The organism is Thalassolituus sp. LLYu03 (assembly GCF_050507655.1).
Classification (GTDB): domain Bacteria; phylum Pseudomonadota; class Gammaproteobacteria; order Pseudomonadales; family Oceanobacteraceae; genus Venatoribacter.
Window position 1 is genome coordinate 3,519,013 of record NZ_CP191496.1, and the last position, 13,779, is coordinate 3,532,791.

The following is a 13,779-nucleotide window of genomic DNA, read 5'->3' on the forward strand; positions in this document are numbered from 1 at the left end:
CGGCTTTCTTTACGCGCGCAGCACCTCAGCAGGCACCGGCTGCACGCAGTGGCGCGGCATACGCTTCGCCTTTGCTGTGGCTGGCGATGGTCTGCAGAATGGTCACGCCGTCGGCGTTTTTCGCGTTCAGGTTATGACCTTCTTCCGCAAACAGACCGACGTAATCAGCAAAAACGTCTGGCAGCATGTGGCGGTAGGCACGGATGGCGGCCACGTAATCGGCGTCGCTGCCGTCATAGCTGTTGGCGCTTAAAAATTCGCGCAGCATGTCTTCGGTCCACTCACCGCCGAATACTTTTTCTTTATCTTTTTGCATGATTTTCTCCTTTTAAAGCCGGAATAATAGTCGCGTTATCCGAGGCAGTCAGTGCAAGGCAAAAATGAATGAGCAAGCGGAGTGTATAACTCATACATGAGCACTGCTCATCCATTTTTAACGCCGCGCTGGCAACGCAGGTAGCGATTAAACCTTGCGGAACATCAGATCCCACACCCCATGCCCCAACCGCTCACCACGCTTTTCAAACTTGGTCAGCGGACGATGGTCCGGGCGCGGTACGCAGTTGCCTTTACCGGCGATGTTTTCATAGCCTTCGGCGACGTCCATCACTTCCAGCATGTGTTCTTTATACGGTTCCCAGTCGGTGGCCATATGAAACACGCCGCCCGGTTTTAAAACACGGCGGATGGTCTGGGCAAACTCGGCCTGCACGATGCGGCGCTTGTGGTGTTTTTTCTTGTGCCATGGGTCCGGGAAAAACAGCTGCACGGTATCCAGACTGTTTTCCGGCAACAGCTTCAGCACTTCGATGGCGTCTTCTTTGTAAGTGCGCAGGTTGGTCACACCGGCTTCTTCCGCCATGTTCAGCAGCGAGCCGACGCCCGGCAGATGCACTTCAACGCCGATAAAATCTTTTTCCGGCGCGGCGGCGGCCATGGCCACCAGCGACTGGCCCATGCCGTAACCGATTTCCAGCACCACGTGGCCGTCACGGCCAAAAACATCCACCGGATTAACCGGACCCTGCGCCAGTTCCAGACCCATGACCGGCCACTGACGTTCGAGGCCGCCTTCCTGACCTTTGGTCAGACGACCAGCGCGGATCACAAAGCTTTTGATACCACGGCGGTACTGAGGTTTTTCGCTGGTCTGTTCTTCGCCAGACGGCGGCAGTTCGTTCTCGTATTCTTCAGTCACAGGTCGGCCCTCACTATCGGCCAGTTCAGAAATTGAGTTTGCGGATCAGGATTCGCGACGGTTCAGCCCGCTGGCCGCGACCAGCAACAATGCCCACGCGATCAGCCAGCTGACACCACCAAACGGCGTGATAATGCCGAGCATTTTCACACCACTTAAGGTCATGGCGTACAGGCTGCCGCTGAACAAAAACAGACCGAGCAGCATCAAGTTGGCCGACCAGCGCAACCAGCGCGATGGCTGAACCTGCAGCCATACCGCCAGCCCCAGCAGGGCGACGGCGTGCACCAGATGGTAGAGCACCGCCGTGCGGTACACCTCCATCATGTCGGCGCTGAGCACGGATTTCAGCCCGTGAGCACCGAAGGCGCCGAGCCCCACGGCACTGAAGCCGGCCACGGCGGCCGCGTAAAGCGTTGCTTTTGCCTGCACCTGAATTCTCCGGCGGTCAAAAAGGCGCGCATTATAAAGGATGACAGGCATTTGCGTTACCGCGGCAGCGTCCGCTGTCATGCAAGGCAAGCGGTGGACCTGGCCATTCCATGCAGCCACGCGTTTTACGCAAAATAAACCGTCTCAGTGTCTCACCGAGTTAGTTCACTGCATCGACCCGTACAGGCTGGTATCATGGCCGCCTTAACGGAGAATGCCTGTGAAATACGCTGACCTTCGCGACTTTATCAAAACCCTGGAAAAACAGGGCGAGCTGAAACGCATCAAGCACGAAGTCGATCCCCATCTGGAAATGACTGAAATTGCCGACCGGGTGCTGCGCGCCGGTGGTCCGGCTTTGCTGTTTGAAAATCCGAAAGGCTACGACATGCCGGTGCTGGCCAACCTGTTCGGCACGCCAAAACGCGTGGCGCTGGGCATGGGCGAAACCTCGGTCGAAGCCCTGCGCGAAGTGGGTAAACTGCTGGCTTTTCTGAAAGAACCCGAGCCACCGAAGGGCATGAAAGACGCCTGGGAGAAGCTGCCGATCTTCAAAAAGGTCATGACAATGGGGCCGAAGGAAGTGCGCAAGGCCGCCTGTCAGGAAGTGGTGCTGGAAGGCGATGCCGTCGATTTAAGCAAAATTCCGGTGATGCACTGCTGGCCCGGCGATGCTGCACCCCTCATTACCTGGCCGCTGGTAATTACCAAAGGGCCGAATAAAGACCGCCATAACCTCGGCATTTACCGTCAGCAGGTGATCGGCAAAAACAAAGTGATTATGCGCTGGCTCAGCCATCGCGGCGGCGCGCTGGATTTTCTGGAATGGCAGAAAGCCCATCCGGGCGAGCCTTTCCCGGTGAGCGTGGCGCTGGGTGCCGACCCGGCCACCATTCTTGGCGCAGTGACCCCGGTGCCGGATACCTTAAGTGAATACGCCTTTGCCGGTCTGCTGCGCGACAGTAAAACCGAGCTGGTAAAAAGCATCGGCAACGATCTGCTGGTGCCAGCCTCGGCGGAAATTGTGCTGGAAGGTGTGATACATCCGGGCGATATGGCGCCGGAAGGTCCGTACGGCGACCACACGGGTTACTACAACGAGGTCGACAGCTTCCCGGTGTTTACCGTGGAACGCATCACCCACCGCAAAGACCCGATTTATCACAGCACCTACACCGGCCGTCCGCCGGATGAGCCGGCCATTTTAGGTGTGGCGCTGAACGAAGTGTTTGTGCCGATTCTGCAGAAGCAGTTTCCGGAAATCGTCGATTTCTACCTGCCGCCGGAAGGCTGTTCGTACCGTATGGCGATCGTCAGCATGAAGAAACAATACGCCGGTCACGCCAAGCGCGTGATGATGGGCGTGTGGTCCTTCCTGCGTCAGTTCATGTACACCAAGTTTGTGATTGTGGTCGATGACGACGTCAACACGCGCAGCTGGGAAGACGTGATCTGGGCCATCACCACGCGCATGGACCCGGCACGCGACACCACGCTGATTGAGAACACACCGATCGACTACCTCGACTTCGCCTCACCGGTGTCGGGCTTAGGTTCGAAAATGGGGATGGACGCCACCAATAAGTGGCCGGGTGAAACCACCCGCGAGTGGGGCACACCGATCGTGAAAGACCCTGAGGTCGTGAAAAAAGTGGATGAGATCTGGGACGAACTGGGTCTGTGAGCCACACCATTACCTTCCGTCCATCGGGCGTGCGCATCCGCTGCCGCCCCGATCAGACCATTGCCGAGGCCGCCCTTGAACAGGGCGTCGTCGTGCCGGTCAGTTGCGAAAATGGCGTGTGTCAGATCTGTCAGGCACCGCGTCTGAGCGGCGACTTCCGTTTCCGCAATGAGCTGGGCGAGGCCATACTTGAGCAGGATAATCAGGTATTATGTTGCGTTGCCTACCCCAGTTCCGATGCAGAGATTGATATGCCCGACGTGTTCGCCCCCTACCACAAAGCCGAAGTTTCTCTGGCCTGTCAGGTGCGCAGCGTCACGGAACTGCCGGGCAATGTCTACCGGGCAGAACTGCTGGCGCCAGCCGGCAAAAAAGTCGATTTCTGGCCAGGTCAGTATCTGATGCTGACCGTGGATACTCGCGACGGTGAGCAACAATTGCCGTACTCCCTTGCCAGTGCACCGGGCAGCATGACCGGCGCCGATCCGCGCACGTTCGAGCTGCACATTGCCGCCGGCAGCGACACCGCCGATCAGGTGATTGCTTATCTGAAGCAGGCCATTATTGCCCGCGTAACCCTGCCTTTCGGCGACTGCCGTATTCATCCGGATTACGTGAAACAGCATAAGCAAACGCCGCTATTGATGGTCGCCGCCGGCAGCGGTTTCTCGCAGATCAAAAGCCTGATCGAAGGTGTGCTGGCGCTGAATCCGCTGCAGGAAATTCACCTCTACTGGTCGAACAAAAACCGCGATGGTTTTTATCTGGCCGACCTGCCCCTGAGCTGGGCGCAGACCTTTGCGAACTTTCACTACCATCCCATCATCGAACAGCACAGCGATGGCTGGAACGGTCGCGCCGGCTGGATTTATCAGGTGATTCATGAAGATTTCACCGACCTCAGTCAGGCTCAGATGTTCGCCTGCGGCTCACCGAACATGGTGTACGGCACCCTCGACCAGCTGCAACCGCTGGGCCTGTCGCAGAGCAACATGCATTCCGACGTGTTCGCCTACGCACCGCGTTAAGCATTCCCGGCCGGGCTACCCGGCACTCAATTTCAGGAGAGCTGTATGAACTGGACGATCGACCCGCAACAACTCTGGAGCGACTACATTCTGCCGTGGAGCACCCAGATTCTGCTGGCCATCATGATTTTTCTGGTGGGCCGCATTCTCGCCCGTGTGCTCACCAGTGGCACCGCCAAAGCGCTGGAGCGCGCCAAGCTGGATCCGATTCTGGTGAGCTTCCTGCGCACCGTGATGAACACCACCCTCACCCTGCTGGTGATTGTGTTTGCCCTGTCGCAGCTGGGGCTGGACACCACCTCGCTGGTCGCCCTGCTCGGTGCCGCCGGTCTGGCCGTCGGTCTGGCGCTGAAAGATTCCCTCGCTCACTTTGCCGCCGGCGTGATGCTGATTGTGTTCCGCCCGTTCAAGCTGGGTGATTACGTAGAAGTGGGCGGCGTGGCCGGCTCGGTCGACCGCATCACCATTTTCAGTACCCGCCTGAAAACCCCGGACAACAAAGTCGTGACCGTGCCCAACGGCCAGGTATTCGGCAGCACCATGGTGAACTTCTCGTCCGAAGCCAACCGCCGCATCGACATGGTGATCGGCATTTCCTACGGCAGCGACCTGCTGAAAGCCAAAGCCCTGCTGGAAGAGATGGTCTCCAGCCACGAGAAAGTGCTGAAAGACCCGGCGCACAAAATTGCCGTCGCTGAGCTGGCCGATTCGTCGGTGAACTTCATCGTGCGCCCGTGGGTGAAGGCCGAAGACTACTGGGACGTGCGCTTCGCCCTGACCGAAACCATCAAGCTGCGCTTCGACGCCGAAGGCATCGAGATTCCGTTCCCGCAGATGTCGCTGCACATCAGTAAGGAATAACACCTGTGCGGCGGCCCGCTGGCGGCCGTTAATCCCGTGTGCAGAGCCCCGTTTTACGGGGCTTTTTTATGCCCGTCTGCAGGGCCGGAAACGGAACACAGGTGCCGCTGCGGCCCGCTCAGTCGCAGACCTTCGTCTATCCGACTAATGGTTAAAAGTCAGACCTGACAAACGGGTAGAAGATGTCCGGCCTCATAAGAAAAGGAGTGGGTGCTATGACGTTCAGAATGATGCGCCTGACAATCGGAACTCTGTTACTGCTGGCCGGCACCGCCGAAGCCGCAGACCCCGTAAAACTGGGCCTGAACTACCCGTCTACCGGTCGCTATAAAGAGCAGGGACTGGCGCAGGCGCGCGGTGCCATTCTGGCCGTGGATGAAATCAACGCCGCCGGCGGCATTCTCGGGCGCCCCGTGGAACTGCTGACCGCCAACTCGGCCTCGAAGCCCGAGAAAGCCGTCGAAAACGTGCAGGCACTGGCCTCGCAGGGCGTGTCCATGCTGTTCGGTGGTTCCTCCAGTGCGGTGGCCATCGCCGCCGGTAAAGAAGCCGCCAAACACGACCTGCTGTATTTCGGCACCCTGACCTACGCCAACGAGACCACAGGCGCCGACGGTCACAAACACATGTTCCGCGAGACCTACAACGCCCATATGGCCGCCAAGGCGCTGGCCGCCTATCTGAACGACAGCCTGAAAGGCAAAAAGCTGTTTTACCTGACCGCCGACTATAGCTGGGGCTGGTCAACCGAAGCCTCGCTGCGCGAGTTCACCGGCAGTCTGGATAAAACCGCCCACCCCGGTCTGCTGACCACCTACCCGCGCCCGCGCGAAAGTGACTTCCGCGATGCGCTGGTCGAGGCCGAAAAATCCGGCGCCGATGTGCTGATGCTGGTGCAGTTTGGCGATGACATGGCGATGGCGCTGAAAGTGGCCCACGCCATGGGCCTTAAAGACAAGATGACCATCATAGTGCCCAACCTGACGCTGGGCATGGCCAAGTCGGCCGGCTCCGGCATTATGGAAGGCGTTATCGGCGCCGTGCCCTGGTGCTGGAAAGTGCCGTACCAATACGGCTTTGAGGAAGGCCAGGCCTTTGTCGAAGCCTTCGTTGAACGCTTCGGCACCTACCCGTCCAGCTCGGCGGCCTCGGCCTACAGCATCGTTTACCAGTTCAAAGCCGCCGCAGAACGCGCGCGCTCGCTCGATACCGGCAAGCTGATCAGCGCACTGGAGGACTACCGCTACACGCATCTGAAAGATGAGCAGACCTGGCGCGCATTCGACCACCAGAACGTGCAGAGCGTGTACGTGGTGCGCAGCCGCCCACGCAACGACATTCTGAAGAGCAAGCTGCACGAAGACTTCTTCGACATTCTGTTGCGCCTGCCCGGCGACGAAGCAGCGCAGACGCTCACCGAATGGCAGCAGGAGCGCAAAGCCGCGGGCAAACCGGGCAAGCTCTGAACGTTTTTACCCCTGTGCAAAAGGGCGCTGCGGCGCCCTTTTTACGTTGGCTTTACCATCCAGCAAAACCAATAGCCGTGGCCATGATTGGATAAGTCAGGCACAAGACTGAGGGTTAGTATCCGGGGCAACAACAATAAGGAGTTCCCGGATGCGCGCTCTGTTTTCCGCCGTACTGACCCCGCTCAGCGGCGCCCTGCTGCTGATGATCAGCCACACCCTGCTGGCCGCCAACCCGATTTTGATCGGCATGAACTACCCCGCCACCGGCCGCTACAAAGAGCAGGGCTTCGCTCAGGCTAACGGTGCTCTGCTGGCCGTCGATGAAATCAATCAGGCCGGCGGTGTTCTCGGCCGCCCCCTGCAACTGAAGCTGGCCGATACCGGCTCTGACCCGGCCAAAGCCGTGGCCAATGTGAAGGCGCTGGCGGCGGACGGCGTCAGTGTGCTGATGGGGGGTGCCTCAACCCCGGTGGCCATCGCCGCCGGCAAAGAAGCCGCCCGCCACCAGCTGATTTATTTCGGCGCGGTCACCGCCGCCAACCAGACCACCACCGAAGAAGGCCAGCGCTACATGTTCCGCCAGTACTACAACGCCTGGATGATCGGTGAAGCGCTGGCCAGTTACCTCAATACCGAATTTGCCGGTAAACGGATTTTCTACCTGACCGCCGATTACGCCGCCGGCACCTCGACCGAAGACTCCCTGCGCCAGCTCACCCACAGCACCGACCGCAGTCAGCATCCGGGCGTGCTGGTGCGTTACCCCAACCCGCGCCGCAGCGATTTTACCGACGCGCTGAAACAGGCCGCCGACGCCCACCCGGACGTACTGGTGGTGATTCAGTTCGGCTCCGACCTGTCCACGGCGCTGGGCATGATCCGCTCGCAGGGGCTTGCGAAAACCATGCAGGTGGTAACACCGGCGGTGAACCTCGACGTGGCCCGCCAGATTGGCGCCGCCGCCCTGCAGGGTGTGGTCAGCACGGTACCCTGGTACTGGCATGTGCCCTATCAGTACGGCTATGTGCGCGGTCAGGCGTTTGTCGAGGCCTACCGGCAGCGCTACGCCATGATGCCGTCCAACTCGGCGGCCACGGGCTACGACATCGTTTATCAGTTTGCCGACGCCGCCCGCCGGGCCGGAACGCTCGACTCCGAAGCGCTGATCCGGGCGCTGGAAGGGCACCGGTATCAGTTACTGAAAGACGAGCAGAGCTGGCGCGCCTTCGATCATCAGAATGTGCAGACCGTGTATCTGGTGCGTGGCCGCAACCGCGACGACGTGATGACGGAGAAATCGAAAGCGCATTTTTTCGATGTGATCGGTGCCCTGTCCGGCGAGCAGACCGTGCAGAGCTATGAGGTCTGGGCCGACGCCCGCAAGAAAGCCGGACAACCGCTGGCGTTGCAGTAACGGCTGAACGCAAGGCACAAAAAAGCCCGGCAAGGCCGGGCTTTATTAAGGGCTCTGCTCAGCGCAGGGCCAGACGGAAATGTTCGCAAGCGAGGGTTTCGTCGCCCTCAGCCAGCAGCACCTTGCCCATTTCGGCGTGCAGCTCCGGCAGGCCTTTGATGCGCAGGCCGGTCTGCAGATATTCGCGGGCCTTGGCGAGGTCGTTCTGGCGTTGCGCCAGCTTACCCAGCACCAGCAACAGCAGCGGGTCGTTCGGACGCTCCTGCAGCTGTTGTTCGGCGAACAGCAGCTGACGGTTGCCGTCTTCGCCTTTCAGGCTGCCGAACAGCTGCACCAGCTCGTCGTGCCACACGAACTTGAGGGCATTGCGCAGTTCCTGCTCGGCCAGCACTTCATCGTTCTGCTCTTTCAGCAGCTCGATGTAGCGGCGGGTGATCGGCAGCGAGTAACGCGCCTGACGCGGCAATTCGTGGAACAGACGCTTCAGTTCCTGCGCGCTCTGCCCGGGCTGCGTGCTGTGGCTGCGCGCCGCACGTTCCATCAGTTGCAGATGCACGTTCTCTTCCAGCTCGCGGATTTTCTCGGCCGGAATCTTGCTCGACTTGCGCAGCAGCGGCAGCAGATCGCGCAGGGCGATCCAGTCCTGCAGGTCGAGGTAGGTTTTCACCAGCAGCTTGAGCAGATACGCATGACGCGGGTGCTGCTTGCGCAACTGCAGCAGTACGGCCAGCGCCTGTTCTTTCTGGCCGCGCGAATTGAGCAGCTCCGCCTGGGTCAGGCCCACCGCCAGCTCGGCGCCTTTGGTGCTGTCGCTGGCGGCTTTCAGCCACTCGTCGGCGGCGTCCATTTTGCCCTGTTCATACGCGGCGCGGGCGGCGGCCAGATAGTTGATCAGCGGTGTGTCGGAATCGTCGGCACTCAGGGTCAGCATCCGCTCGGCGCGGCGCCACTGGCCCTGCGCCAGACTCAGCAGACCGCGGGTGGTCTGACGGCGGGCGCGCTGATTGCGGCGCTGACGGCGCCATTCATTAAAGCGCCAGTCGCTGCCCAGCAGCACCAGACTGACGCGCATCAGCAGGTAGATGCCCATCATCGCCACCAGCGTGATCAGCAGGTAAATCCACAGACTGGTCTCCAGCGTGTACTGCCGCCAGCTGACCAGCACATAGCCGGAATCCAGACTCATCAGGGTGCCGGCGATCAGGCCCAACGCCAGCGTCAGGGCCAGAAACAGCAGCCAGACCCTCATGAGTTACCCCCTGCCGGGGCGTCGTTCTGGGCTTTCGGTTGCACGCTGCCGCGACGTTGCTGTTCCAGCAGAGTCTGCAGCTGATTCAGCGATGCGCTGATGTCCGGTAAGGCCGGAGACACATCCCACGCCTGCAGTTCACGCAGGGCCGCCAGCACGGCCCGGGTCTGATCATCCGGCACCATGAGGTATTCGTTCAGCCACTCTTCCACCCGTTGCAGGCTGTGCTGATACATGTCGGCGTGCTCACGCAGCAGTGCCACCTGAGCCTGTTCCAGCATCAGGTGCATGTTCTGTTGCAGGTAGTATTCCTGATCCGGGGTCAGCGGCGCGGCCATCGGCACGTCGCGTTCACGGATGCGCACCAGTTTCAGCAGCGACTGGCTGACGTTGGTCCACAGGTTTTCATACCAGGTGCCGCTGACGGTGGTGCTGACCTGCTCGACATCGGCCGCTTCGGCCTGCATGCGGGTCGGCTTCCACGGCAGCTGCGGAATCTGATCCTGCAGTGCCTGAATGCGCAGCACAGCGCCGGTGTAATCCACCGCCGGCGCAGCACGCAGCGCCAGCATCTCTTTGGCGATCAGGGCACGTACCGGGTTGTATTTCGGGTTGCGGGTTTCCACCAGCACGTTATCGGCGGCCTGCAGCATGCTCAGCGCACCGTTCCAGTCGCGCTCCAGCTGCAGACGCTGGTTGGCCATGCGCAGCAGGTATTCCACTTCCGCCAGCAGCCAGTCCTGACGCTCGGCGCCCGGCAGTTTGCCGAGACGGTCGGTGTTGTGGTCGACCTGAGCCTTAAGTTCGGTGGCGAGTGTGCGCAGCTCACTGGTCTGGCTCAGCAGATCGCCTTCGGCCGCGGCCAGATGACCGGCCTCGGTGCGCGCCTGTGCCACGCGGTCGGACACCACCGCCAGTTCAGCCGCCGTCTGCTGCTGCACCTGCCAGCCAAGCCAGCCGGCGTACGCGGCCAGCGCGAACAGGCCGAGCATCAGCACCAGATTGATCCAGGACAGAGGGTGCGGCCCCGGACGGGATGCGCGCGCCTTCACCTCAGGTTTGCTGTCTGCCGTGGTCTTGGCCACAGGCGTTGCGGATTCGTTCTGCTCGGTCGTCACGTAAGCTTCCTTATGCTCCGGCATTGCGGTGGTGTTGTTATGTTACGCGCCCGGTTTCCATTGCTGCAGGCACAACAGCATGTCTTCGTCACGGGCGCTGGCGGCGGTCAGCACCTGAGCGTACCCGCGTGCGCGGGCCATGTCAGCGACGCGCTCGCTGGGCAGCATAATCGCGGCCACCCGCTGCGCCAGATCCGGCACCTGTTGCTCGACAATATCGAGCGCCTGACTGCTGCTCAGCAACAGCACAGGCTGGCCGCTCAGGCTCTGCGCCCAGTCGGCAGCGGTCCAGGCAATCTGCCCGCGTTCATACAGTTCGGCATAATCGACCTGAGCGCCGCGCTCGCGCAAGACGCTGGCCAGGGTTTCGCGTCCGCCCACGCCGCGCCAGATCAGCACTTTTTCGCCGCCAATGGCATCGGCCTGCAGACCCGGCAGGGCCAGCACACCTTCACTGTCAAAACGGCTTTCCGGCATGGTGACCGGCAAATCTTCGGCACGCAAGACATCGGCGGTGCTGGGGCCAACGGCGTACCAGTCGATGCCGAGCGGCGGCTGCGGCCAGTAGCGGTCGAGCCAGCGTAAACCAATGCCCGCCGCATTAACGCTGATGGCAATCACGGCGCGGTACTGGTCGATATCGAGGAAGCGGTTGCGCAGGCCAGAGGCTGCGGCCTGATCGTCGTCGGCCAGCGGCACTATGTCGATCAGCGGATGGCGGCGGACGGTATAGCCCGCCTGTTCCAGCGCCAGCACCAGATCCGTTGCCTGATCGGCTGGCCGGGTGACGACGACCGTCGTCATTACTTCACTTCATGCCCGTAAACGGCGCTCAGGATAGCACCTGCACCCTGAGCTAACAGGTGCTCTGCCGCCTGAATGCCGAGGGTTTCGGCGTCAGCGGCCGCACCCCGGGTTTCGGTACGCAGCACGGTCAGACCGTCAACGCTGCCCACCAGACCGCGCAGCCAGAGGTCGTCACCGCTGCGTTCAGCGTAACAGGCAATCGGTACCTGACAGCCGCCCTGCAGGCGACGGTTCAGGGCACGTTCGGCCAGCACACAGCTGGCGGTGATGTCGTCGTGCAGAGGCTGAATCAGCGCATGCACGGCGCTGTCGCCGGTGCGCCATTCAATGCCCAGTGCGCCCTGACCACCGGCTGGCAGCGATTGTTCGGCGGGAATAAACGAGGCGATACGATCCTGCATTTCCATGCGCAGTAGGCCGGCGGCGGCGAGAATGATGGCGTCGAATTCACCGGCGTCGAGCTTGCCCAGACGGGTCTGCACGTTGCCACGCAGGCTCTTGATCTGCAGGTCCGGACGCATCTGCTGAATCTGGCACTGACGGCGCAGACTGGAGGTGCCGACCACGGCGCCTTGCGGCAGATCGTCCAGTGTTTTGTAGGTATTGGACACAAACGCATCCTGCGGGTTTTCACGGGTGCAGATCACGCCCAGTTCCAGACCTTCCGGGAATTCCATCGGTACGTCTTTCATCGAGTGCACGGCAATGTCGGCACGGCCGTCGAGCATGGCCACTTCCAGTTCTTTTACGAACAGGCCTTTGCCGCCAATTTTGGCCAGCGGTACATCGAGGATTTTGTCGCCCTGTGTGGTGAAGGTCACCAGCTCCACCACCAGCCCCGGATGCAAGGCCTCGAGGCGGGCTTTGATGTGTTCGGCCTGCCACATGGCGAGCGGGCTTTTACGGGTGGCGATCCGGAGAGTGGTCACAGCAGACATGGTATTCCTTAACGCAGATCAGACGCGCTGACGGGTGAATTCAGAAAACGATGGCGCATGATACCAGCGGGGGCGCTGTGGGGGTAATGATGCAGGACAGGCCGGAAGCCGGAAGCCGGAAGCCGGAAGCCGGAAGCCGGAAGCCGGAAGCCGGAAGCCGGAAGCCGGAAGCCGGAAGCCGGAAGCCGCTTCAAGCTTCAAGCTTCAAGCTAATACTACTTCTTAACCGGCCGCTCCCAGCCATCGATATTGCGCTGCTTACCGCGCGCCACGGCCAGCTGGTTATCCGCCACTTCTTTGGTGATCACAGAACCGGCCGCCACGGTCGCACCAGCGCCGATTTTGGCCGGGGCCACCAGCGACGAGTTGGAGCCGATAAAGGCGTTATCGCCGATTTCGGTTTTGAATTTGTTCACGCCGTCGTAGTTGCAGGTGATGGTGCCGGCGCCGACGTTCACGTCTTTGCCGATGCTGGCGTCGCCGATGTAGGTCAGGTGATTGACCTTGGAGCCTTCACCGATAACGGATTTTTTCACTTCGCAGAAGTTGCCGACGCGGGCGTGGGTGCGCAGGTCGGAACCCGGACGCAGGCGCGCGTACGGGCCGATGTTGCAGTCGGCGGCGACCTTGGCTTCGTCGATGTGAGAGTAGGCTTCCACATGAGTGCCGGCACCCAGATGGCTGTTTTTCACCACACAGTAAGGACCGATGTGCACGCCATCTTCCAGCACCACATCGCCTTCAAACACACAGCCGACGTCGATCACTACATCGCTACCAACCTGCAGTGAGCCGCGCACGTCGATGCGCGCCGGGTCGGCCAGCGACACACCGGCCCGCAGCAGATCATCGGCCACGCCGCGCTGATACACACGTTCCAGCGCCGCCAGTTGCAGACGGTCGTTCACGCCCTGCACTTCGTGTTCGTTGCGCGGGTGGATAGCGCGTACGGCCACGCCGTTGTCCACCGCCATGGCAATGATGTCGGTCAGGTAGTATTCGCCCTGGGCGTTGTTGGCCGAGAGTTTCGGCAGCCAGTCGTTCAGCAGACGCGCCGATACCGCCAGAATGCCGGTGTTCACTTCGCGGATTTTATGCTGTTCGGCGCTGGCGTCTTTGTGCTCGACGATGGCCTGAATATTCCCGGCGTCGTCACGCACGATACGGCCGTAACCGGTCGGGTCGGCCAGCTCGACAGTGAGCAGCGCCAGCGCGTTGCCGTCGTGGGTTTCGGCCAGCAGTTTCTGCAGCGTGGCCGTGCTGATCAGCGGCACATCGCCGTACAGCACCAGCACAGTAGCCTCCGGGTTTACATCCGGCATGGCCATGGCCACCGCGTGGCCGGTGCCTTTCTGTTCGGCCTGCAGCGCCCAGCGGATATCAAAGCCGGTGATCTGTTCCTTAACCGCTTCAGCGCCATGACCGATTACCACGTGCTGCGTGGCGTTTTCCAGTGCCGCCGCACTGCCCAGTACGTGCGCAAGCATGGGCTTGCCCGCCAGCTTGTGCAGCACTTTGGGAAGATCGGATTTCATGCGCGAGCCTTTGCCCGCAGCCAGTGTCACGACGGCCAGTGTCATA

At 61.0% G+C, this 13,779-nt stretch carries 13 protein-coding genes; 5 read left to right on the forward strand and 8 right to left on the reverse strand.

The window, feature by feature from the left end:
• Nucleotides 1-25: 25 nt before the first annotated feature.
• The 3 genes from ACQUQU_RS15705 to ACQUQU_RS15715 form a co-directional block, all read right to left on the reverse strand.
• Entirely contained in the window at nucleotides 26-316 is a 291-nt protein-coding gene (locus tag ACQUQU_RS15705) for a PA4642 family protein (RefSeq protein ID WP_430460647.1), read from the reverse strand.
• Between the two features lie 147 nt (nucleotides 317-463).
• Nucleotides 464-1,198, reverse strand: a complete 735-nt coding sequence (gene trmB, locus ACQUQU_RS15710) for a tRNA (guanosine(46)-N7)-methyltransferase TrmB (RefSeq protein ID WP_430460648.1) — start codon at nucleotides 1,196-1,198, stop codon at nucleotides 464-466.
• 45 nt (nucleotides 1,199-1,243) lie between these two features.
• Nucleotides 1,244-1,630, reverse strand: a complete 387-nt coding sequence (locus ACQUQU_RS15715; RefSeq protein ID WP_430460649.1) for a DUF423 domain-containing protein — start codon at nucleotides 1,628-1,630, stop codon at nucleotides 1,244-1,246.
• A gap of 214 nt (nucleotides 1,631-1,844) precedes the next feature.
• Between ACQUQU_RS15715 and ubiD the strand changes: the two genes are divergently transcribed.
• From ubiD to ACQUQU_RS15740, 5 genes are all read left to right on the forward strand, one after another.
• Nucleotides 1,845-3,314, forward strand: a complete 1,470-nt coding sequence (ubiD, locus tag ACQUQU_RS15720; protein ID WP_430460650.1) for a 4-hydroxy-3-polyprenylbenzoate decarboxylase — start codon at nucleotides 1,845-1,847, stop codon at nucleotides 3,312-3,314.
• The gene (locus ACQUQU_RS15725) at nucleotides 3,311-4,342 is read left to right on the forward strand and encodes a 2Fe-2S iron-sulfur cluster-binding protein (RefSeq protein ID WP_430460651.1); all 1,032 of its coding nucleotides are present in this window, start codon (nucleotides 3,311-3,313) and stop codon (nucleotides 4,340-4,342) included. Before ubiD ends, ACQUQU_RS15725 begins: the two co-directional genes overlap by 4 nt.
• Nucleotides 4,343-4,387: 45 nt before the next feature.
• Nucleotides 4,388-5,203, forward strand: coding sequence for a mechanosensitive ion channel family protein (locus ACQUQU_RS15730; protein ID WP_430460652.1), 816 nt, complete (start codon nucleotides 4,388-4,390; stop codon nucleotides 5,201-5,203).
• Between the two features lie 215 nt (nucleotides 5,204-5,418).
• Nucleotides 5,419-6,669, forward strand: a complete 1,251-nt coding sequence (locus ACQUQU_RS15735) for an ABC transporter substrate-binding protein (protein ID WP_430460653.1) — start codon at nucleotides 5,419-5,421, stop codon at nucleotides 6,667-6,669.
• A 151-nt stretch (nucleotides 6,670-6,820) separates the two neighbouring features.
• Nucleotides 6,821-8,086 carry an ABC transporter substrate-binding protein gene (locus ACQUQU_RS15740; RefSeq protein WP_430460654.1) on the forward strand — a complete coding sequence of 422 codons (1,266 nt, stop codon included), beginning with the start codon at nucleotides 6,821-6,823 and terminating at the stop codon, nucleotides 8,084-8,086.
• Between the two features lie 58 nt (nucleotides 8,087-8,144).
• On the opposite strand, the gene ACQUQU_RS15745 is transcribed toward ACQUQU_RS15740, so the two are convergent.
• From ACQUQU_RS15745 to glmU, 5 genes are all read right to left on the reverse strand, one after another.
• Nucleotides 8,145-9,335, reverse strand: coding sequence for a heme biosynthesis HemY N-terminal domain-containing protein (locus ACQUQU_RS15745; protein WP_430460655.1), 1,191 nt, complete (start codon nucleotides 9,333-9,335; stop codon nucleotides 8,145-8,147).
• Entirely contained in the window at nucleotides 9,332-10,453 is a 1,122-nt protein-coding gene (locus ACQUQU_RS15750; protein ID WP_430460656.1) for a uroporphyrinogen-III C-methyltransferase, read from the reverse strand. Before ACQUQU_RS15750 ends, ACQUQU_RS15745 begins: the two co-directional genes overlap by 4 nt.
• Nucleotides 10,454-10,495: 42 nt before the next feature.
• Entirely contained in the window at nucleotides 10,496-11,257 is a 762-nt protein-coding gene (locus tag ACQUQU_RS15755; protein ID WP_430460657.1) for a uroporphyrinogen-III synthase, read from the reverse strand.
• Nucleotides 11,257-12,198: a hydroxymethylbilane synthase gene (gene hemC / locus ACQUQU_RS15760; protein ID WP_430460658.1), complete on the reverse strand. Its 942-nt coding sequence runs from the start codon at nucleotides 12,196-12,198 to the stop codon at nucleotides 11,257-11,259. Before hemC ends, ACQUQU_RS15755 begins: the two co-directional genes overlap by 1 nt.
• Before the next feature lie 215 nt (nucleotides 12,199-12,413).
• Entirely contained in the window at nucleotides 12,414-13,778 is a 1,365-nt protein-coding gene (gene glmU, locus ACQUQU_RS15765; protein WP_430460659.1) for a bifunctional UDP-N-acetylglucosamine diphosphorylase/glucosamine-1-phosphate N-acetyltransferase GlmU, read from the reverse strand.
• Nucleotide 13,779: the final 1 nt, after the last annotated feature.

What these genes read in the sequence shown, in the direction of transcription:
- ACQUQU_RS15705 (WP_430460647.1), bottom strand. Translation starts at nt 316, where the DNA reads ATGCAAAAAGATAAAGAAAAAGTATTCGGCGGTGAGTGGACCGAAGAC.
- ubiD (WP_430460650.1), top strand. Translation starts at nt 1,845, where the DNA reads ATGCCTGTGAAATACGCTGACCTTCGCGACTTTATCAAAACCCTGGAA.
- ACQUQU_RS15730 (WP_430460652.1), top strand. Translation starts at nt 4,388, where the DNA reads ATGAACTGGACGATCGACCCGCAACAACTCTGGAGCGACTACATTCTG.
- ACQUQU_RS15735 (WP_430460653.1), top strand. Translation starts at nt 5,419, where the DNA reads ATGACGTTCAGAATGATGCGCCTGACAATCGGAACTCTGTTACTGCTG.
- ACQUQU_RS15740 (WP_430460654.1), top strand. Translation starts at nt 6,821, where the DNA reads ATGCGCGCTCTGTTTTCCGCCGTACTGACCCCGCTCAGCGGCGCCCTG.
- ACQUQU_RS15745 (WP_430460655.1), bottom strand. Translation starts at nt 9,335, where the DNA reads ATGAGGGTCTGGCTGCTGTTTCTGGCCCTGACGCTGGCGTTGGGCCTG.
- ACQUQU_RS15755 (WP_430460657.1), bottom strand. Translation starts at nt 11,257, where the DNA reads ATGACGACGGTCGTCGTCACCCGGCCAGCCGATCAGGCAACGGATCTG.
- hemC (WP_430460658.1), bottom strand. Translation starts at nt 12,198, where the DNA reads ATGTCTGCTGTGACCACTCTCCGGATCGCCACCCGTAAAAGCCCGCTC.
- glmU (WP_430460659.1), bottom strand. Translation starts at nt 13,778, where the DNA reads ATGACACTGGCCGTCGTGACACTGGCTGCGGGCAAAGGCTCGCGCATG.